General features: G+C 44.3%; 12 protein-coding genes, 2 tRNA genes and 4 rRNA genes. 15 read left to right on the plus strand and 3 right to left on the minus strand.

The genetic code is table 11. The annotated features are described in order from the left end of the window. Positions 1-2 precede the first annotated feature (2 nt). The 3 genes from prsT to xdp1 (D1814_RS14500) all read right to left on the minus strand — a co-directional run bounded on the left by prsT (position 3) and on the right by xdp1 (D1814_RS14500) (position 4,923). A complete protein-coding gene (gene prsT, locus D1814_RS14490; protein ID WP_118493458.1) occupies positions 3-2,816 on the minus strand; it encodes an XrtA/PEP-CTERM system TPR-repeat protein PrsT in 2,814 nt (937 codons plus the stop codon). Between the two features lie 105 nt (positions 2,817-2,921). After that, positions 2,922-3,821, minus strand: coding sequence for an exosortase-dependent surface protein XDP1 (gene xdp1 / locus D1814_RS14495; RefSeq protein ID WP_118493460.1), 900 nt, complete (start codon positions 3,819-3,821; stop codon positions 2,922-2,924). A gap of 166 nt (positions 3,822-3,987) precedes the next feature. Beyond that, positions 3,988-4,923 carry an exosortase-dependent surface protein XDP1 gene (gene xdp1 / locus D1814_RS14500; protein ID WP_118493462.1) on the minus strand — a complete coding sequence of 312 codons (936 nt, stop codon included), beginning with the start codon at positions 4,921-4,923 and terminating at the stop codon, positions 3,988-3,990. A 387-nt stretch (positions 4,924-5,310) separates the two neighbouring features. Between xdp1 (D1814_RS14500) and pssA the strand changes: the two genes are divergently transcribed. From pssA to D1814_RS14570, 15 genes are all read left to right on the plus strand, one after another. Next, positions 5,311-6,111 carry a CDP-diacylglycerol--serine O-phosphatidyltransferase gene (gene pssA / locus D1814_RS14505; protein ID WP_118493465.1) on the plus strand — a complete coding sequence of 267 codons (801 nt, stop codon included), beginning with the start codon at positions 5,311-5,313 and terminating at the stop codon, positions 6,109-6,111. A gap of 577 nt (positions 6,112-6,688) precedes the next feature. Beyond that, a 16S ribosomal RNA gene (locus tag D1814_RS14510) occupies positions 6,689-8,221 on the plus strand. Positions 8,222-8,300: 79 nt separating this feature from the next. Continuing rightward, positions 8,301-8,376: transfer RNA gene (locus D1814_RS14515), tRNA-Ala, on the plus strand. 115 nt (positions 8,377-8,491) lie between these two features. Further along, positions 8,492-8,568, plus strand: a tRNA-Ile gene (locus D1814_RS14520). A 378-nt stretch (positions 8,569-8,946) separates the two neighbouring features. Beyond that, positions 8,947-11,824, plus strand: a 23S ribosomal RNA gene (locus D1814_RS14525). A 119-nt stretch (positions 11,825-11,943) separates the two neighbouring features. Further along, positions 11,944-12,059: ribosomal RNA gene (gene rrf / locus D1814_RS14530) — 5S ribosomal RNA — on the plus strand. Positions 12,060-12,167: 108 nt separating this feature from the next. Continuing rightward, positions 12,168-12,257, plus strand: a 5S ribosomal RNA gene (gene rrf / locus D1814_RS14535). Together the 16S, 23S and 5S rRNA genes with 2 tRNA genes alongside form the textbook arrangement of a ribosomal RNA operon. A 704-nt stretch (positions 12,258-12,961) precedes the next feature. Next, positions 12,962-13,342: an HvfA family oxazolone/thioamide-modified RiPP metallophore gene (locus D1814_RS14540; protein ID WP_118493467.1), complete on the plus strand. Its 381-nt coding sequence runs from the start codon at positions 12,962-12,964 to the stop codon at positions 13,340-13,342. Positions 13,343-13,492: 150 nt separating this feature from the next. Further along, a complete protein-coding gene (locus D1814_RS14545) occupies positions 13,493-14,344 on the plus strand; it encodes an HvfB family MNIO-type RiPP peptide maturase (protein WP_118493469.1) in 852 nt (283 codons plus the stop codon). Then, positions 14,341-15,123: an HvfC family RiPP maturation protein gene (locus D1814_RS14550; RefSeq protein ID WP_118493471.1), complete on the plus strand. Its 783-nt coding sequence runs from the start codon at positions 14,341-14,343 to the stop codon at positions 15,121-15,123. Before D1814_RS14545 ends, D1814_RS14550 begins: the two co-directional genes overlap by 4 nt. A 136-nt stretch (positions 15,124-15,259) precedes the next feature. After that, on the plus strand, positions 15,260-15,382 hold the full coding sequence (locus tag D1814_RS19730; protein ID WP_257720278.1) for a hypothetical protein: 123 nt from the start codon (positions 15,260-15,262) through the stop codon (positions 15,380-15,382). Positions 15,383-15,404: 22 nt separating this feature from the next. Continuing rightward, entirely contained in the window at positions 15,405-15,941 is a 537-nt protein-coding gene (apt, locus tag D1814_RS14555) for an adenine phosphoribosyltransferase (RefSeq protein ID WP_118493473.1), read from the plus strand. Positions 15,942-15,982: 41 nt separating this feature from the next. Then, entirely contained in the window at positions 15,983-19,042 is a 3,060-nt protein-coding gene (gene dnaX, locus D1814_RS14560) for a DNA polymerase III subunit gamma/tau (RefSeq protein ID WP_118493475.1), read from the plus strand. A 38-nt stretch (positions 19,043-19,080) separates the two neighbouring features. Then, on the plus strand, positions 19,081-19,407 hold the full coding sequence (locus D1814_RS14565) for a YbaB/EbfC family nucleoid-associated protein (protein WP_118493477.1): 327 nt from the start codon (positions 19,081-19,083) through the stop codon (positions 19,405-19,407). A 424-nt stretch (positions 19,408-19,831) separates the two neighbouring features. Further along, positions 19,832-22,393, plus strand: a complete 2,562-nt coding sequence (locus D1814_RS14570; RefSeq protein ID WP_118493479.1) for an HWE histidine kinase domain-containing protein — start codon at positions 19,832-19,834, stop codon at positions 22,391-22,393.

Consider the following 22,393-nt stretch of genomic DNA (forward strand, 5'->3'; position numbering starts at 1 on the left):
CCTTAAAGGCTCTCTAATAATGCTCTAGCCTGCGGACGCCTAAAGAAAGGGCGTTCTACATTTACTGCATACTCTAACTCTTTTTTCGCTTCCTCAACTCTATTGAGTTTTGCAAGCGTGTAGCCAAGATGATAGCGAATGTTGGGGTCGTTTGCGTCCCTTGCGAAAGCGTCTCTAAGCATTTTGAGACTGCCCTCATAATCTCCCTGTAGCGCTTTGATGTGCCCGAAGGTATCTAGTATCTTTGAAGAGTTAGGTTGCAGCTCATATGCTTGTCGCGCATAGTTTTTCGCGGTAACCAGAGACTTTTCGATATGCATTATCGCTAAACGGTTAAAGGCTTCGGCTGGATTAAGTAGGTTGGGCTCTTCAATAAGCTCTTTATAGAGTGCTGTTGATTCCTCGAACTCTTGAATAAAGAAAAGGTACTGAGCCAGCAGATTTTTCGCCAGCAAGTTGTTCTCATTTTCACTCGCTAGTTTGCGCGCGGTTTGCAAAAATACATCAACAAACTGTTCGTTTAATGCGTAGTTATAGAGCGCAATAAACGCCTGTGCAAAAGAAGCGTCCACGTCTAGTGCTTTTACATAATCGTCAATTGCGCTTTCATCATTACCCTTATTCGCAGCCAATCTGCCCTTAAGAAAATGGTAAACCGGGCTTTGTTGCTGGTTTGCAGGAATGGTTGCTAACAGCGACTGTGCTTTATCGTTTTTCTGCAAATCTAACAATAAGCTCGTATAGCGCAAAGTAACAAACGTACTTGTATTGGCTATTTCGTGCGCGCGAGCCATGGCATCTAGGGCGCTTTCGTTGTTTCCTAAATTGCGAGCTTGGTCGGCATAGGCGATCAGCTTTCCAGCATCGTCGTTAATAAAATTTCTCACAATACTTAGCGTTTTTTCTGCATCTGCACGCTGATTATTTGATAGCTGAAGGGCAGCTTTACGAAGAAGGTAGTCAGCATTGTCGAAATCATCTTTTATAAGCAAATCTAAATGATACAGAGCGTTCTTAGTGTCGCCCTGTTGCTGATACAAAGAAGAAACGCGTTCCCTAGCGCCGATATTCGAAGGATTGAGCGTTAGTATATCGAGGTAAATTTGCTTCGCGTCTTCTACGTTCCCCGCTTTGGTTAAATTAAACGCCTTTAGCATTAATGTTTCGTTATGCTGAGGGGACAAAGCAAGTAACTCTTCTACAAGTTGGTTAGATTTATCTACATTTCCTAAACGACTTTCTGTAGCTGCTAAATTGAATTTTGCCGGAAAGAGGGTAGGGTTTTGCGCTAACGCTTTCTCGATGTTGTCTTTAGCTTCCGCCAATTGACCTTGCCTAATTAGAATGCCGGCTTTTAGGTTGTACACTTCGGCTTCATCAGGAAAAAGCTTACTTAGTAAATTTGCACCCTTCAGCGCATTATCGAATTGCTGCGCTTGTAAATTCATTAATGAATAAGTGAATAGAAAACCTGGATTATCTTTGTAGGTCGACAGATTTTTTTCAAGAATTGATAGCGCTTCGCTCTGTTTACCTCTGGCAGCCATCAATTTGATTTTAAACAGCTGAAGTTTGTTCTCATTCGGATACTTATATTCAAGGTTTTGTAATAAGCGTTCAGCTTTAAACGCTTTATTTTGGCGAATAAATAAGTCACCTAGAAGAAGGGCAGAGTCAGGGTCCTCTATCAACGCATTTTGATGGCGTTCAAGCAGGGAAAGCGCTTTTTTATCTTGCTGAGTCGCCATATAGACTTGGCTTAGCATCAATACTGCCTGTAAGTCATCAGGCTCTTGTTGCAAATAGCCATTAAAGTCTTTTGCGGCAGTTTCCATGTTGTTATTAAAGAAGTTTGTTAAACCGCTTATGTAGAGCAACATAGGTTGAGAAGTTATGAGCTCAGGGTCAAGCTGCGCCATAAAATCATTAAGCTCTTTTAGCTTCTCGTTATCAATAGCTTGTTGGTTGTCTCTGCTTTGCAACCAGCTATTGAGTAAAATGGCCAGAGGATCGTTAGGTGTGTCTTCAATGATCTCATCGACGAATAGCTTTGCTGTATCATAGTCTTTCGCTTCTAAATACAAATCTACCAGATTACGCAGGGCAATAGGGTCGTCGCGGTTAAACGTCAGGGCTTTTTGTAAATGTGCAGTTGCCGCGTCAGTATCTCCCTGTCGATATGCCAGTTGCCCTTTCAAACGCCATGTTATTGCGTTTTCTGGTTCTAACGACATGGCTTTATTGATAAGAGAACTTGCTTTAAATAAGTCTTCATTTTGAAGGGCAATAGAGGCTAGACCATTAATGGCAGGCACGAAGTCTGGTGTACGGGAAACGATGGTGTTGTAGTCGCGTAAGGCGCACTGCTCGTCTTCCAATCTAATACACGCGGTTGCACGAATCATTAACCATTCACGCTCTGCATCACCCGATAGCTTGGTCAAATCAGAAAAGTCTACAATCTCCTGGTATCTGTTTAAGAAAAGCCAAGTATTGCCCAGCGGCTCTGCCAAAAGGTTAATATCGGCACCCATTTCCAGCGCTTCTACAAACTCCATCTCGGCCGCGGTAAGGTAGCCATTAATAAGTAGTATCTCGCCCATTAGTATTTTAGCAGCCAGGTTTTCTGGGTCTTTTTGCAAGCTATTTTTAAGATGGATATAGGCTTCATCGTATTCGTTTTCGTTAAAGGCAGTTAGGGCCTTTTCATAGTCTTCTGAGGTAGTTGCGAAACTGTTGAATACGATTAAAGAAGAGGCAACTGCAGAGACAATAGCGCGTTGTACAAAACGCTTTTTATTATTAAAAAAATCCATATAAACCTTCGAAATTTCGCCTAGCTACTGGCTTAAAAATAGCATAAAAAAAGGTGGCCTAAGCCACCTTTTAAAGATACGTGTTTTCTAGGCGTTTTTAAACAATTAAACGCGACGCTTACGTCTATAAAGAACAAGACCTAAACCTAAACTCATAAGTGCAAGGGCGCCTGGTTCGCTAACCTGCGTAGGTGGGGGCGGTGTAGTATCATTCTTTGCTAGTTCAATACCTAAAGAACTAAGCTTAAACCCGAAGTTGTTTGAAGAAGTACTGTCGTCGAAAAAAGTATTATATGCACCGACAAGCCAATACTGAGCAAAGGTCGAGTCGGTGAACTCTGATACAAAAGAATCACCAACTTTAGTATTGCTTACGCCATAGTGACCTACCGCGGAAGAAATAGTTGTCTCAGCTACGTCGGCCCAAGTAAAGTCTTGAGCACTAGAAAATAACGAAACATCATCTAAACCTACAACAGTGACTTCGTTTTCGCTATCTGGATTGCTGCCGAAATTATTCACCCAAGAAAACGAAGCGTCTGTAAGCTTCACATCAGTGCTGAACGAAAGTAAGATCATATCGAAATCTGCAATGCCTTTATCTGCATCATAATTATCAATAGAGTGCTGATCGCCCTTGTACCTATTGCGTTCATTTCGGTATATATCATTGTTTACTAAACCAAAGCCTTCACCGTAATCATTCAAACTTCCCTGATTAACAACTCGATCATCATTTTCGGCTTGATAGTACGTACCATCATAATAACCGCCACTCCAAGTGTCGTAATTACCATTATAGTACCCAGTATCTGCCCAAGAAGTAACTCCGACATAAACGGTAGTGCCATCGATGGTTATTGAGGTCCCGCTAGAACTATCTGGAGAAAGGGTATAACTAATACCGTCTGTGACTAATGAATATTCGTTGAGGCTACTGTCGGTTGCATGTGCAGAAAAGGCAGACACTACTGACATAACTATTATTAATTTTCTTAACTTCATACATACGACTCTGATACTAGGAAATAATTATATTATGTCATTTAAAGCATAGTTCGTGCCAATCTCTATGTCGTTGTTTTAAAAGTATTATATTTTTATGGGATAGGGTGTAGTAAAAAAAACTGACAGGTTGTACCACCTGTCAGTGATCTAAAGTCTAATTTTCTTAAATAGTTTTTTTTCGGCGCCACATGACGAATATCGAACAAGCCATCAATAAACCAATTGTTCCAGGCTCAGAGACTGCTGTAGGCGGGGAATTGTCAGTGGTTTCACTTACAGAGAAACCAACATTAGCAAGTTTAAAAGCATCGTTACCAATGTACCCACCAATATTGCCAAATACCGTGTTGTATGCCCCTACGAGCCAATATTGTGCTGACTCAGTGAACGCAAAATCGGCACGGTGTTCTAGGTAGTCACAGTTCTCGATGTCGTAAGATGCCGAAGTAAGCGCATCTGCAACAATATCACTCCATGTATTCACACCAGAGGTCAAAGCAGAAGTGTCACTTAAGGCAGCTACTGAAACTTGACTATCATTACTACTATATAGCCATGAAAAGCTCGCGCCAGTAAGCGTCACTGCAGAGTCAAATGAAAGCAGTACAAAGTCATAATCACGCTCAACATTAGTCATTCCACTTTTATAAGCAGCTCGGCTACCTTCATAATAGTAGTTGATGTTGTCTATAGCGTGATCGGCATTACCATTATAATAAGCTTCGTCATTATTGGTAATTCCATAAGCCCAAGTATTTGAGATTTTTTGTAGACTAGCGGCTACCACTGTTTCGCCACTTACATTATTAGTATCTGAAAATGCAGATAAAGAAATGTTTACGCCATCAATCTCCACGGGAGAGTTATCAGGGTTAACGCTATTGTAAACACCGTCGTCGACTAGGTCATAGGTATATTCGCCCAGCGGCGAGTTACACTGTTTGCTCTGGGTATTGCTGCTACCCGATGAGCCGCAATAAGAGTAATCATGTTTTTTATAAGAAGTAGCAAATGCTAAATTGGCGCTCAGCGTCGATACCAACGCTATCGAAAGCAACAGCACGGTTTTGGAAGAAAAGGTTTTGTCTAGTAATCGCATCATTACTTTCCTATATAAAAAGCGCATAGCGCTTCAAGTACAAACCTTCCAAGTGTTGTACTATCTATACGCACACACTTTTCTAGGAAGTACTTAATTTCAACATGGGGTTGTATGATATATGAACGGTGACCTGTTTAAGGTATGTGGCCGTATACCTAGTTATTACAGATTGGTAAGGTAAGTAAGGAAGTAGGTTCTAAATTACTAGCCTTTGTGCATTATCCTCATTTGTTAAGGTGGGCTCATCTAAATGTATTACATAGCTTTTTGAATGTAACATCGCAGCAATTAATGTGTGGAAGCTGGCTGTATCTTTACTTTGCTATGCCTTCTTGCATATCTATGAAATAATTAACTCAATTACATGTAGAAGTACGAGGACATATGTCTGAACAAAAACGTAAAGGGATATACTTACTTCCCAATTTATTAACAACAGCAGGTTTGTTTTCTGGTTTCTTTGCTGTTGTATCATCAATGAACGGCCGCTTTGAAGCAGCCGCTGTCGCAATTTTTGTGGCAATGATATTTGATGGTCTGGATGGACGCGTAGCTCGAATGACAAATACGCAAAGTGATTTCGGCGCTGAGTATGACTCTATGGCCGATATGGTCTCTTTTGGGATGGCTCCCGCGCTAGTTGCTTATAATTGGGGATTAACAGAGCTAGGCAAGCTGGGTTGGTTAGCTGCATTTGTCTATGTAGCGGGCGCAGCATTGCGTTTAGCTCGCTTCAATACACAGGTTGGAATCGCTGATAAGCGCTTCTTCCAGGGTCTTGCTAGTCCAGCGGCAGCGGCAGTTGTATCCGGTCTCGTGTGGGTTGGTGTCGAGTATGACGCAGTAGGGACTGATTATGGGTTAATTGTGGCCGCGGTAACTGGGTTAGCTGGCTTACTTATGGTGAGTAACTTTAAATATAATTCTTTTAAAGAAGTTAACTGGCACGGAAAGGTTCCATTCGTTGGCCTTCTATTAGTACTTCTTATATTCGTTGTTGTTGCAACAGAGCCAGCGCTTGTATTGTTTTTAGTATTTGCTTTGTATGCACTGGCAGGACCTATTAATACTTTCCGCACGGTAGAGAAAGTGACGTTAGACGACGTAGTAGGCGATCACGAAGAAGACGCGGACTTCAATGCTGATAAAAAGAACCAAAGCGAAAGTGAAGACGTTTCTAAATAGCAAATAGGCAATTCTATTTCTTATGAAAAGACGGTAAATCTCTTTTAGTGTTATTAAACAGAGCTCTTTTCGATAATTCTGCCTGCAAAATAAACGAATAGAATGAAAAGCGACCGAACGGTCGCTTTTTTTGTATTTATTTAAAATAAGTGTTGACGTGAGCGCTCATTTCCCTAAAATGCGCATCCGCTTCGGGGGAAAAGCAAAACAGCAACCCTCCTGAAGTAAGTCTCTACTACCTACATAGGCCAGTAAAGACGGGAGTTTAGAAGAAACGCTTCAGAAAATAAATTTTCAAAAAGTGTTGACAACGAAAACTTCCAGCGTATAATGCGCACCTCACTCGAACAGGGTGAGTCACTAAGAAGCAACGGCTTCTAGTGAATTGCGACGACCAAGGTTGTCCACTAGCAAGGAAAACGAATCAACTGAGAGTTATGTTGGTCCTCCTTGCGCAGAAGCCACGACAAAAAGCGTCATGATTCTGCACTATGTTCTTTAACAATTTAGACAAGACAATCTGTGTGGGCACTCGTTAAGAGTGTCAACATAACGACGATTCATATTTCGATATATTTAATTGAAGAGTTTGATCATGGCTCAGATTGAACGCTGGCGGCAGGCCTAACACATGCAAGTCGAACGGTAACAGGAAGTGCTTGCACTTCGCTGACGAGTGGCGGACGGGTGAGTAATGCTTGGGAACTTGCCTTTGCGAGGGGGATAACAGTTGGAAACGACTGCTAATACCGCATAATGTCTTCGGACCAAACGGGGCTTAGGCTCCGGCGCAGAGAGAGGCCCAAGTGAGATTAGCTAGTTGGTAAGGTAAAGGCTTACCAAGGCAACGATCTCTAGCTGTTCTGAGAGGAAGATCAGCCACACTGGAACTGAGACACGGTCCAGACTCCTACGGGAGGCAGCAGTGGGGAATATTGCACAATGGGGGAAACCCTGATGCAGCCATGCCGCGTGTGTGAAGAAGGCCTTCGGGTTGTAAAGCACTTTCAGTTGTGAGGAAAAGTTAGTAGTTAATACCTGCTAGCCGTGACGTTAACAACAGAAGAAGCACCGGCTAACTCCGTGCCAGCAGCCGCGGTAATACGGAGGGTGCGAGCGTTAATCGGAATTACTGGGCGTAAAGCGCACGCAGGCGGTTTGTTAAGCTAGATGTGAAAGCCCCGGGCTCAACCTGGGATGGTCATTTAGAACTGGCAGACTAGAGTCTTGGAGAGGGGAGTGGAATTCCAGGTGTAGCGGTGAAATGCGTAGATATCTGGAGGAACATCAGTGGCGAAGGCGACTCCCTGGCCAAAGACTGACGCTCATGTGCGAAAGTGTGGGTAGCGAACAGGATTAGATACCCTGGTAGTCCACACCGTAAACGCTGTCTACTAGCTGTTTGTGACTTTAAGTCGTGAGTAGCGAAGCTAACGCGCTAAGTAGACCGCCTGGGGAGTACGGCCGCAAGGTTAAAACTCAAATGAATTGACGGGGGCCCGCACAAGCGGTGGAGCATGTGGTTTAATTCGATGCAACGCGAAGAACCTTACCTACACTTGACATGCTGAGAACTTTCTAGAGATAGATTGGTGCCTTCGGGAACTCAGACACAGGTGCTGCATGGCTGTCGTCAGCTCGTGTCGTGAGATGTTGGGTTAAGTCCCGCAACGAGCGCAACCCTTGTCCTTAGTTGCCAGCATTAAGTTGGGCACTCTAAGGAGACTGCCGGTGACAAACCGGAGGAAGGTGGGGACGACGTCAAGTCATCATGGCCCTTACGTGTAGGGCTACACACGTGCTACAATGGCATTTACAGAGGGAAGCGAGACAGTGATGTGGAGCGGACCCCTTAAAGAATGTCGTAGTCCGGATTGGAGTCTGCAACTCGACTCCATGAAGTCGGAATCGCTAGTAATCGCAGGTCAGAATACTGCGGTGAATACGTTCCCGGGCCTTGTACACACCGCCCGTCACACCATGGGAGTGGGATGCAAAAGAAGTAGTTAGTCTAACCTTCGGGAGGACGATTACCACTTTGTGTTTCATGACTGGGGTGAAGTCGTAACAAGGTAACCCTAGGGGAACCTGGGGTTGGATCACCTCCTTACCATTACGTCGTAAGACGCACTTGATGCAGTGCCTACACAGATAGTCTTGTTTAAAAATGAAGAACGACACAAGTTTATGGGGCTATAGCTCAGCTGGGAGAGCGCCTGATTTGCATTCAGGAGGTCAGCAGTTCGATCCTGCTTAGCTCCACCATCTACTTGACACTGAGCTTGCATAAGCGAAGTACTGAAGGCTTGTAGCTCGGATGGTTGCAGCCCTGCCCTCGAATAAGAGCGGTGAGGTCATAACGCCGACCGCCTCGAAAAATAGGCTTGTAGCTCAGCTGGTTAGAGCGCACCCCTGATAAGGGTGAGGTCGGCAGTTCAAGTCTGCCCAAGCCTACCATTTCCTTGCTTTATAAAAGGAAGGCGATAAAGGTAGAAAGTGTCGTAATAGACGATAAATCCTAATGAATATTTACTGTTTCAGTAAGCATTGATTAGGGTTTTTTACTCTAAAGTGAAATGACTCGTCATTTTGCGAATGTTCTTTAACAATTTGGAAAGCTGATATTAATAGTAATCAATCAAAATTGAGTAACTGAGAAGTCGAAAGACGTACTTTTTACTCTACTTGACTGAATTGCTTGTTATCTAAAAGCGCTGAAAAGCGTGCCAATCGGCAAGCCGATTAGCAAAAAGATAGCAAGGCAATTCTTCCGATTAGCTTGTCATTCATGCGACATAACTTAAGCAGAAGTCAAAAGGCTGTTTGGGGTTGTATGGTTAAGTGACGAAGCGTATACGGTGGATGCCTTGGCAGTTAGAGGCGATGAAGGACGTGTAAGTCTGCGAAAAGCTGTGGTGAGCCGACAAAATGCATTTGAGCCACAGATGTCCGAATGGGGAAACCCACCTGTTTACAGGTATCGTTACATGAATACATAGTGTAACGAGGCGAACGAGGGGAACTGAAACATCTAAGTACCCTTAGGAAAAGAAATCAATTGAGATTCCCCTAGTAGCGGCGAGCGAACGGGGAACAGCCCTTAAGCTGTATTGAATGTAGTGGAATCCTTTGGGAAGAGGAGCGATACAAGGTGATAGCCCTGTACACGACGCAATCTTTACAGTGAAATCGAGTAGGTCGGGACACGTGTTATCTTGACTGAATATGGGGGGACCATCCTCCAAGGCTAAATACTCCTAACTGACCGATAGTGAACCAGTACCGTGAGGGAAAGGCGAAAAGAACCCCTGTGAGGGGAGTGAAATAGAACCTGAAACCGTATACGTACAAGCAGTGGGAGCCCTTCGGGGTGACTGCGTACCTTTTGTATAATGGGTCAGCGACTTATATTTAGTAGCAAGGTTAAGCGAATAGCGGAGCCGTAGCGAAAGCGAGTGTTAACTGCGCGTTTAGTTGCTAGGTATAGACCCGAAACCCGGTGATCTAGCCATGAGCAGGTTGAAGGTTGAGTAACATCAACTGGAGGACCGAACCCACTGACGTTGAAAAGTCAGGGGATGACTTGTGGCTGGGGGTGAAAGGCCAATCAAACCGGGAGATAGCTGGTTCTCCCCGAAATCTATTTAGGTAGAGCCTCGGACGAATTCCATTGGGGGTAGAGCACTGTTAAGGCTAGGGGGTCATCCCGACTTACCAACCCTTTGCAAACTCCGAATACCAATGAGAAGTATCCGGGAGACACACGGCGGGTGCTAACGTCCGTCGTGGAGAGGGAAACAACCCAGACCGCCAGCTAAGGTCCCAAAATATTGCTAAGTGGGAAACGATGTGGGAAGGCATAGACAGCTAGGAGGTTGGCTTAGAAGCAGCCACCCTTTAAAGAAAGCGTAATAGCTCACTAGTCGAGTCGGCCTGCGCGGAAGATGTAACGGGGCTAAGCAATATACCGAAGCTGCGGCAGCATAGTTTACTATGCTGGGTAGGGGAGCGTTGTGTAAGTGGATGAAGGTGAGTTGTAAAGCTTGCTGGACATATCACAAGTGCGAATGCTGACATGAGTAACGATAATGGGAGTGAAAAACTCCCACGCCGGAAGACCAAGGTTTCCTGTCCCATGCTAATCAGGGCAGGGTAAGTCGGCCCCTAAGGCGAGGCAGAAATGCGTAGTCGATGGGAAACGGATTAATATTTCCGTACTTATATAATCAGTGATGGAGGGACGGAGAAGGCTAGGCAAGCTTGGCGTTGGTTGTCCAAGTGAAAGCGAGTAGGCCGAGAATTTAGGTAAATCCGGATTCTTAAAGCTGAGACGCGAGACGAGCTCCCAAGGGAGTGAAGTTGTTGATGCCCTGCTTCCAGGAAAAGCTTCTAAACTTATGATTATATGAACCGTACCCCAAACCGACACAGGTGGTCAGGTAGAGAATACTAAGGCGCTTGAGAGAACTCGGGTGAAGGAACTCGGCAAAATTGTACCGTAACTTCGGGAGAAGGTACGCCTCTGTTTGTGAACACTTCGCGTGGTAAGCAAATGGAGGCCGCAGTGACCAGGTGGCTGGGACTGTTTATTAAAAACACAGCACTCTGCAAACTCGTAAGAGGACGTATAGGGTGTGACACCTGCCCGGTGCCGGAAGGTTAATTGATGGGGTTAGTCCTCGGACGAAGCTCTTGATCGAAGCCCCGGTAAACGGCGGCCGTAACTATAACGGTCCTAAGGTAGCGAAATTCCTTGTCGGGTAAGTTCCGACCTGCACGAATGGTGTAACCATGGCCACGCTGTCTCCACCCGAGACTCAGTGAAATTGAAATCGCAGTGAAGATGCTGTGTACCCGCACCTAGACGGAAAGACCCCGTGAACCTTTACTACAGCTTGGCACTGAACATTGAACCTACATGTGTAGGATAGGTGGGAGGCTTTGAAGCACAGTCGCTAGATTGTGTGGAGCCGTCCTTGAAATACCACCCTTGTATGTTTGATGTTCTAACATTGGTCCCTTATCGGGATTGTGGACAGTGTCTGGTGGGTAGTTTGACTGGGGCGGTCTCCTCCCAAATAGTAACGGAGGAGCACGAAGGTTAGCTAATCACGGTCGGACATCGTGAGGTTAGTGCAATGGCATAAGCTAGCTTAACTGCGAGACAGACACGTCGAGCAGGTACGAAAGTAGGTCATAGTGATCCGGTGGTTCTGTATGGAAGGGCCATCGCTCAACGGATAAAAGGTACTCCGGGGATAACAGGCTGATACCGCCCAAGAGTTCATATCGACGGCGGTGTTTGGCACCTCGATGTCGGCTCATCACATCCTGGGGCTGAAGTCGGTCCCAAGGGTATGGCTGTTCGCCATTTAAAGTGGTACGCGAGCTGGGTTTAGAACGTCGTGAGACAGTTCGGTCCCTATCTGGTGTGGGCGTTGGATGATTGATGGGAGCTGCTCCTAGTACGAGAGGACCGGAGTGGACGAACCGCTGGTGTTCGGGTTGTCATGCCAATGGCATTGCCCGGTAGCTATGTTCGGAACGGATAACCGCTGAAAGCATCTAAGCGGGAAGCCGGCCCAAAGATGAGTCATCCCTGAACTTTAAGTTCTGGAAGGGTTGTTATAGACGATGACGTTGATAGGCAGGGTGTGGAAGCGTTGTAAGGCGTTAAGCTAACCTGTACTAATTGCCCGAGAGGCTTAACCATACAACGCCCAAGAAGCTTTGGACTTCTGAGTGTTGTAGACAAGCTAAAGTAAGTAGAGTGAAAAGTAGTTACTCACTGATTGAATTGATATCCAGTTTTCTAGATTGTTACCAGTTTTTCCTGGCAGCCATAGCGATACGGTACCACCTGACTCCATTCCGAACTCAGAAGTGAAACGTATTAGCGCCGATGGTAGTGTGGGGTTTCCCCATGTGAGAGTAGGACACTGCCAGGTCCCATTAAGAAGAACCCGCCTAACGGCGGGTTTTTTGCTTTCTGCAGCAAAGAAAAAGTAATGGGGTCAGAGTCGCGACTCTGACCCCATTACTCTTCCATTTTTTTTCCTGGCAGCCATAGCGATACGGTACCACCTGACTCCATTCCGAACTCAGAAGTGAAACGTATTAGCGCCGACCGGTGACCGGCGCAGGGATAGTGTGGGGTTCCGGTGACCGGCCCAGCCCCATGTGAGAGTAAGACGGGCTGGCCCTCCAGACTGCCAGGTCCCATTAAGAAGAACCCGCCTAACGGCGGGTTTTTTGCTTTCTGCACCAGAAAAAAATAATGGGGTCAGAGTCACGACTCTGACCCCATTACTCTTCCATTTTTTTTCCTGGCAGCCATAGCGATACGGTACCACCTGACCGACATGTCGGCCCAATGCCTGGCGACCAACCACATCCCGAACTCAGAAGTGAAACGTATTAGCGCCGACCGGTGACCGGCGCAGGGATAGTGGGATAGTGTGGGGTTCCGGTGACCGGCCCAGCCCCATGTGAGAGTAAGACGGGCTGGCCCTCCAGACTGCCAGGTCCCATTAAGAAAAACCCGCCTAACGGCGGTTTTTTTGCTTTGTGCACCTGAAAAAAGTAATGGGGTTAAAGTATATTAAGCCCATTCCTCCCCCAGCAAACACTCAAAAATGGGGGATCCCTCAGACTCTGACCCCAAAACTTGTTACTTATTGAAGCTTTAATGTGTATTTAAACCTATGTAAAAATAAGTAATATCAGTTAGATAAGAGATCATTGTAAAAAATTTAATTTTTGTGAAATATCCTTTAAGCCAGCAAGGTCTTTTAAAGTACACAGTGCTTACTGTACGTCAAACATAACTAATATTATTGAGGGTAGATCAATGAAACAAATTAAAAAATCATCAGTAGCTACAGCGTTGGGTGCTGTTGTAATTGGCTCTTTGGCGTCAACAGTTGCAGTAGCAGATGTAAATCCATTTGGTATGCAAGCATTAGAATCTGGTTACAGCCAATTCGCTGCAGAAGGTAAGTGCGGCGAAGGTAAATGCGGCGGCGACAAAGCTGAGAAAGAAGGGAAGTGCGGCGAAGGTAAATGCGGCGGAGACAAGAAAGCTGAAAAAGAAGGCAAGTGCGGCGAAGGTAAATGCGGCGGAGACAAGAAAGCTGAAAAAGAAGGCAAGTGCGGCGAAGGTAAATGTGGCGGCGACAAGAAAGCTGAGAAAGAAGGCAAGTGTGGCGAAGGAAAATGCGGCAGCATGTAATCGTCATTTAAATAACGTCGTGTAGCTTGAAATAGAATTATGTAAGGTTACACGAGTTACGGTTTGTACAAATGGCTGTCGAATGATAGCCATTTTTGTCTTATGACATACATTGCTATTATGCAATCCCATGGGGTAGAAGGGGAGAATATGAAAGACATCAATGGCGCTGGCTTAGGTTTTCGTAGAGAAATGCTAAAAGAGCTTTTACCAACGTTGCCAACTGAGGTCGATTTTTGGGAAGTAGCACCTGAAAACTGGATCCCTCTTGGTGGAAAATACCAAGAACAATTTCAGCAAGCGACTTCGCAATCGTCTTTTACAACTCATGGTTTATCTTTGTCTATCGGCAGTAGTGACAAACTGGATATTGAGTTTGTGGAAACGGTAAAGCGATTCCTGGATGCCAACAATATTGCACTGTACAGCGAACACTTAAGTTTTTGTTCCGGCAACGGTCATATGTATGACCTTATGCCAATACCTTTTACTGAAGACGCAATTAAGCACGTTGTATCTCGAATTGTTCAAGTTCAAGATATTATCGAGCGACCGCTGGTTTTAGAGAATGTCTCTTATTACATTGCACCCGGCCAGGAAATGGATGAATTGGAATTTACTGCAAGTATATTAAAAGAATCGGGATGTCAGATGCTTCTTGATGTAAATAACGTGTACGTGAACAGTATTAACCACAAATATGACGCAAAAGCATTTATCGACGGTTTACCCTCTGACAAAATCGTTTATGGGCATATTGCCGGGCACTATGACGAAGCCGAGGACCTAAAGGTTGATACACACGGTGCTGATGTCATTGAGCCAGTATGGGAGCTGTTAGAACATGCTTACCTTACCCACGGCGTATTTCCGACTTTGCTAGAACGTGACTTCAATATTCCTCCTCTAAGCGAATTATTGACGGAAGTGAGGAAAATTAAACAGATTCAAAGAAGGTGTGAAGTGGCTAGAAGGTCATTCGTAAAAGGAAGCGTCGCATGACGCAATCTTTTCAGCGAACCCAAAAATCGTTCGTCGAGGCGATAAAAGATCCACAAACCTATCGAAACACTGACAGTGATAACGCCCGCCGAATGAAAATCTATCAGTCATTATTTTTTAATAATATAGACAATTTCGTGAGTACCGCGTTTCCAGTTTTGAAAGCAATCGTGTTCAAAATGTATGGTGCAAAAGGGTGGGAAAGTATCGTTCGTCAGTTCTTTATTGAGCATGAATGTCGCTCGCCTTATTTTTCTGAGATCAGCAAAGAGTTTGTTGAGTACCTTTCAACAGAGCCATCTTTCGATATTACTCTTCCTGACTTTGCTGCGGAACTTGCTCACTATGAGTGGCTCGAGCTTGACGTCAGTATTAGAAAGAATGAAGACAATGTTGAGTTCTATCAGCAAGAAAACAATGTTACCGCCGTTAGTGTTTCACCGTATGCCTCGTTAGCTTTATACCAATATGAAGTTCACCTGATAGGTGAAGATTACATTCCTGGTAAACCATCCCAAGAACAGCAGTTCTATATAGTTTATAGAGATCGCAACTATAACGTGCAATTTGCTCATGTTAATCCGGTTACTGCTATTTTAGTCAACACACTGGAACAAAGTGAAAAAGGAATGGAAATAGACCAATTGGCTAAGTCTTTATGCCGACAACTTCCGCAAATACCTTCGAATGTGCTTATAAATGGCATGAACCAAACTCTTATAGATATGCTACAAAAGGGAATATTGATTCCCGTATGTTCACTAACAAACAGTATTTAGCTGCTTTATATTAAACTTTCGCTAGGATCTGTATTGAAAGTGAGCGATCAGTCACATTAGCGCTGTCAATCGGGCTTGCTTTCGATTAACATTTAGCACCATTTTTTTGTTCACAAAAATTGTTTAGGTAGTGCAAATGGCTAACAATTCAGATTTCAAAGAAGTCTATAACAAGTGGTACTTTCTAGCATCGCTAGTAACTCTAATCGCGTTCCCGTTGATGCATATCATCGCCGGCTGGTTCACCTTCTGGTTATAACGCAGACATTCAAGGCATAATTGTGACTGCAGAATATATTAAATCAGTAGTGAAAACCGTACCTGACTATCCAAAGCCAGGTATTTTATTTAGAGATGTGACTAGCGTTTTAGAAGATCACAAAGCATTCAGTAGCTGTATCTCGTTACTTGTAGAAAAGTATCAGGGTATGGGCTTCACCAAAATCGCGGGTACTGAAGCGCGCGGTTTCCTATTTGGTGCGCCATTGGCCATCGAAATGGGCATTGGTTTTGTTCCAGTAAGAAAACCCAATAAACTTCCTCGCGAAGTAGTGAGCGAAAGCTACGAGCTGGAATATGGCATGGATACATTGGAGATCCATAAAGATGCTATAGAGCCCGGCGATAAAGTCCTTCTTATTGATGACTTACTTGCTACCGGCGGCACTATTGCTGCATCTGCAAAGTTAATTCGTTCACTTGGTGGAGAAATAAACCACGCAGGTTTTATCATCAATCTTCCAGACTTAGGCGGCGAGCAAAAATTGAATAAGCTTGATATCGAAAGTTATTCAATTTGTGAATTTGAAGGCGAATAGTCGCTGTAAAGCAAAATTATCACAAGGCGAAACACGTAATAATGAGTTATCAGGTATTAGCTAGGAAGTGGAGACCAGGTAAGTTCAGTGAACTTGTAGGTCAGGAACATGTTGTCTCTGCCATTTCAAACGCTCTAGATAACGACCGTTTACATCACGCATACCTTTTTACTGGTACGCGAGGTGTAGGTAAAACTACGATTGCGCGTATTTTTTCAAAAAGCCTTAACTGCGAAGAGGGGCAAGGGGCTAATCCTTGCGGTCAATGTAATACCTGTAAAGAGATAGAGCAGGGTAACTATGTTGATTTGTTAGAGATTGACGCAGCGTCAAGAACCAAAGTCGAGGACACTCGCGAGCTTCTTGATAACGTGCAATACAAGCCAACTCGCGGACGTTATAAAGTGTACCTTATAGATGAGGTGCACATGCTTTCTAAACACAGCTTTAATGCATTGTTGAAAACGCTGGAGGAGCCACCTCCACACGTTAAGTTCTTACTGGCGACCACCGATCCTCAGAAGCTTCCCATAACCATCTTATCCCGTTGCTTGCAGTTTAATTTGAAAGCGATGTCTCGGGAGCAGATAGTTGGACAGCTTAAGCATATTTTAGAGCATGAGCAGCTGTCGTTTGAGCAACAGGCACTCGCGCTTTTAGCTAGAGCGGCTCAGGGCAGTATGCGCGACGCGCTGAGTTTAACTGACCAAGCTATCGCGCAGGGCGGAAATCAAGTGCTGGCATCGGTGGTAACCGATATGCTTGGGTTGATGGATAAGAATCAACTGCTTAAAGTTGTACACGCGGTGGTAAATAAAAGCCCGGCTGATGTGTTGCAGTTGGTAAATGATATTGCAGAGCAAGCACCTGATTATGACAATGTTCATAGCGAGCTTGCGAGTCTATTACACCAAATAGCATTGACTCAGTGGGTGCCCGAAGCGTGTAAGCTTGAAACCACATCGGCCAAAGCAATATTCCAACTAGCCAAAACCATTCCGGCCGAGCAGGTGCAGTTGCTTTATCAAATTGCACTTCAAGGTAGAAAAGACTTACCTTTTGCGGCAGATGGCAAAAGTGCTTTTGAAATGACGTTAATGCGTATGATGTCGTTTGCGCCAAACGTACCCATCGATAACGCTACAAGTGAGATTGAGAATGGGAGGAGTGAGCATAGTTTACCTGTAGATCATGCTTCTTCCAGTGGTGGCCCGGGAAACGTCGGTAAGCAGAAGGAAGCACCGTTAAGCGAAACTTCTGCAAGCGATGAGCAGGAGGAGGTTGCCTCAACAGTGCAGGTTGAATCTACCTCTGCTCAGTCATTAGAAAGTACGCCATCCACCGAGGATGTATCAGCGGCTTCTATAACTGAACAAGTATCTTCAAAAGATACTCAAACTCAGTTTCAGTCTACACTTCAATCTGAAGCTCAGTCAAAGCAGGAACATGCTGCTATTGATGAACAAGATATTCATCAACACTCTGTAGTAAAGACTACATCGGATGTAGAGACACTAACGACATTTAAACCATCCAGTAATCCCAATGCTGATGCGGCGCTTGACGATACTTCTGGTAAAACAGCAGAGGCTCCAAGTGTTACTGAAAAAGTCGAAGACGTACTAACAGAAGACGTTTCAGCACAGCCTGAACCCGCAGCATTGGTGTCTGTTGAATCGCATAAAGAAGTTACTCAGCAGTTTGATGCGCCTCCGCTAGATGCGTATATAGACGATATGCCACCTCAACAAGAAGGTGGAGAGTTGTTTGGCGTTGAAGGCTCTTACGATAATGTTGAACCGTACGCACGTGAGAATGAAACTTCTTCTGTTGATGGCAATTACACGCATGGCCATCCTACTACCGATAACAACAGTGCTAGTATTGAGGCTCGAGACAGCGATACACCTTTATTAAGCGGTGAAGAACAGCTTACTTCTACCGCTGATATGTTGGCGCTTCGACAAAAGCTAAAGCAAAAGAAAGCACAAGATGCTGACACAAAAAGCAATATTGCAGCGAATGCTAAAGCGGAAAGTGCAAGCGATATTCAGGCACGGTTTACAAGAAGCAAAGCCGAGGCCAAAAGCTCTGAACAAATTGCAGACGCCGTTAATCATAACAACGATCAAAGCTCAGAATCAGGTAACGCTGATAACAAAAGCGTAAGTGTTAAGAATAACTTCAAGGGGCTCAATAACAGCCTGGAGCCTGTAAATGAGCCTGCGCGCGAAAACAGCACGGTAAGCGCTTACTATGGCAGCAGTGAGGAAGGCGATAAACACCTACCTCGAAGTGATAGTGAAGTTTCCTCATCATATAGCGCTCAAGAAGTGCCTTCTGATGTTGCTCCATCTAACGAAACTGGAATGCGTCAGTCTAGTGCAACGGCCAATAGTGATTTTGCGCTTGATGAGTTTGAAGAGGATATGCCTTTTTCAAATGATGAGGCTGTCGCTCAGCCAAGTACAGCGCCGTCTACAGAAGATATGCCTCCCTGGGCTACCGATTACGATAATCAGCCACCTCAAGATGTTGAAGGTGCTAACTATGCTGAAGTGCCCTTTGACAACAGTTCGAATTACGACAGTGCTCCAGAGGAGTTGGAAAGTGCGGGAGATCGCTCTTTTACACATGAAGCGTTAAACTTCGATACGCCGAGAAGCAGTACCTATGACGGGCAGTTAAAAGCCTATCTAAATGATGGAAGCAAATTAACTCACGCTAGCCAAATTGACGAATGGAGCAACCTTGTTGAGCAAATGCCGGTTGCTGGTCTACTTAAACAACTGGTACTGCATGCATCGTTCGCTCGAGAGGGTAATCTTGTCACCCTTGAAATTGACCACAGTCAGACGCATTTATTAAATGACAGCGCTAAAAAGCAATTGGTCGATGCAATACATCATGGGTTGGGAGAGAACGTAGACGTCAATATTGCGTTAGGTGAACCGTCAACCACACCTTTTGCGTTACAACAAGAGATTCATGCCATGCGCCACGCGCATGCACATTCGGTAATTAAAACCGACGATACAATTCAAGCATTGCTATCGACTTTCGATGCGTCAGTGCTAACCGATTCGGTTAAAGCGCGATAGCAGAATTATTAACACCAAAACGAAGCGAGACAAAAATTATGTTTAAAGGTGGAATGGGCAATATCATGAAGCAGGCGCAACAAATGCAAGAGCGCATGCAAAAAGCACAAGATGACCTAGCTAAAATTGAAGTAACCGGCGAAGCGGGTGCAGGCATGGTTAAAGTGACCATGACGTGCAACCACAACGTACGCCGTGTGGACATTGATGATTCATTAATGGACGACGATAAAGACATGGTTGAAGACTTGGTTGCTGCAGCGTTTAACGATGCGGTACGTCGCGTCCAAGAGACTAGCAAAGAAAAAATGGGCGATGTAACTGGTGGTATGCCACTACCTCCTGGCTTCAAAATGCCGTTTTAAACGAGTATTCAGCTCTCAGTCCCTTATGCGTAAGCCTGCGTAAACTCGCTCGGTTTACGGGGTATGATGGAGGCTTAACTCTGAAAAAGCTCTGGTTCATTGCCAGAGCTCTTTTATATCTATTCTCCTCAGCGAAACCACCAAATCCCCTCTATTTTCATGCCAACCTCATATCTCTTTTTATAAATTGAACTCGTATGGCTTCATTTTCCTCCTAATGTTTAAGCTTTGCTCGTTGAAAACAGACGTTTGGTTATATTTACACTAATATTAATAAATGCGCATGAAAGGTTTAGCTTAACTTGTTCTTGGTCTATATTTTATGTTTATTATCTTTTCAGTTTTACTTTATAGCGCTCTTTAAAGACTGATAACGCTGCTATTTACTTAGTGTAATTCAAATAAGGCGGTTGGATTAACAATAATGCATGACGAAACAAGTGAACTCACTTCATTAGTGAATGAATGCGACAAAGAACCGATTCATCTTCTGGGGAGGATACAAAATCATGGTTTCATGATTGTCGTAGATAGAGAAGGTGCTATTACCCATTTGTCCGAAAATTTGGGCAGCTTTGTCAGTCTTCCGCCTGATAAGCTTATCGGTCACACGTTTTGGGAATTGCTTGACCGTAAAATTGCGCACGCTATACGAGGTGCGCAGAGCCAAGCTATGATCCTCGGTAAAGCAAGCTATCTTCATTCTGTATCATTGCCGCATTGTGAAGATATTTTCGATTTATGTGTTCATCAAAGCGCAGAGCATTTAATCCTTGAATTCGAAAAAACAGAGAGCTCTGGTAAGTACGAGGGGGTTATCACAGCGTTAATGGCGCAAATGTCAACGTTTTCTGAGCTTGAAGAACTTTATGAAGGTTTGGTTGAAAGCGTTAGGACTGCAACGGGTTACGATAGGGTAATGCTCTACCGGTTTTTATCTGATGGCTCAGGTGAAGTTATTGCAGAGTCAAAGTTAAGTGAAATGAACCCTTTCTTGGGGCTGCGTTACCCTGCTTCTGATATTCCGCGTCAGGCAAGACAACTCTATAAAAAAAACCTTATTAGAACTATTTCTGATGTAAACGGTGAAACTTTCCCTATCATTGGTAACAACAAAAGCGATGAAGCTTCTATAGACCTCTCACTTTCACGTCTAAGGGCGGTGTCCGAAGTGCATATTCAATACCTTAAGAATATGAGTGTTGGCGCTTCTATGTCGATATCTCTCATAGTTGAGGGGGAATTGTGGGGGCTAATTGCTTGCCATCACAACACAGAAAAAGCCATTCCTGCTCGGCTAATTACACAGTTAGAACTTTTCGCAGAAATGTTTTCACTAGAATTATCGAGAAGGCTGGTAAATGAACGGATAAGAGTAAGCGAAAAAGCAAATGCTACTTTTACCCGGGTACTTAGCAACCTTTCTTTAGGCAAGTCGCTTAATAATGCCATCGTAGAACAACTCTCCTTGCTTAAAACTCTGATAGATATTGACGGCATAGGCTGTTTTTTTAGCAATGAATATACTAAGGCGGGTGCCGCATTTAGCTCGCGAAAAATTAAACGACTAACCGCAATACTGGCTGAGCTACCTGATGAGGATATCCATCAGTTCGACAACTTGACAGACATAGATGGTGAGTTAGCTGACGAGTATGTAGCAGGCGTATTGGCGTTAAAGATATCTAGTCAGCCGATGGACTATATTTTTCTTTTCAGAAACTCAGTGGTTCAACAAGTCTTTTGGGCGGGTAATCCTGCAAAGCGTGTTGAATTAAAAGATGGCAAAGAAATGCTTACTCCACGAACAAGTTTTGAAAAATGGGTAGAAAATAATGAATCTACCTCTACACCTTGGACAACACTAGATATTGAACGTGCGAAGTCTATTAGGCTTGGGGTAATGGAATTAACCATTCGCCATTTACACGAAAAAGAATTGTTGCAACGTGAAGCGAAAAAAAGACTTGAGTTACTTATCGGAGAGCTAAACCACCGCGTTCGCAATATTTTAAATTTAGTCAGCGCGATTATCGGTCAGACATCGCAGAATAAGAAAGATACTGATGAATTTGTGGTCTCGTTATCATCAAGAATCTCAGCACTTGCGCTAGGCCATGACCAGCTCACTCATGCCTCATACAACAGCGTAAGGTTCAAGGAGCTACTTCATAACGAACTCAAAGCGTACATGATCAAAGACTCGTCTTTTAAGATAGAAGGCCCTGATATACGCATTCTTCCTTATGCGGTAACGCCTATAGTGCTAGTTTTCCACGAGATGATTACAAATGCAGCGAAATATGGTGCTTTAAGCGCGACTAGTAACGAAGGAAGAGTTGCGATAACCTGGGAACTAGACGAAACGGGTTGCACAATCAAATGGGAGGAGGTTGGGGGGCCACCCTTACATGGTTTGGGTGAAGAAGGGTTTGGAATGACGGTTATAAAATCAGTTATTCCCCACGAACTTAAAGGCAAGGCGTCACTGAGAACTAAAATTACCGGGCTCAAAGCAGAGTTTCTCATTCCTCGCAAATATATAGAGTTCGGTACTAGCCAATTAGGCACTCAACATGCAACTCATGGCGAGAAGACTCAAGCCGTCAGTGTGGCTAATGCCGAAAAAATTCTCACGAGCGCATTCATCGTTGAAGACAACCTACTTATTTCGCTTGACCTCAAGAAGCATCTTAAACAGTTGGGAATTGATAAGATTGATATTTTTGGCGACATAAGTTCCGCAAGAGCTGCATTGGCTAAAGGCAAACCCTCGATTATGTTTTTAGACGTTCACCTAAGGAATGAGAATACCTTTCAGCTAGGCATTGAAATACAAAAGCTCTCTATCCCCTTTCTATTCATTACGGGTTACGGAGCAGCAATTGAGCTGCCTCATGAGTTAACTGATGTAGATATACTAACCAAACCCGTCGACACAAAGTTGCTAAAGCGTTCCATTGAAGCTTTTGGTTTTAAGGTGTGA

The organism is Alteromonas sp. BL110 (genome assembly GCF_003443615.1).
Taxonomy (GTDB): Bacteria; Pseudomonadota; Gammaproteobacteria; order Enterobacterales; family Alteromonadaceae; genus Alteromonas.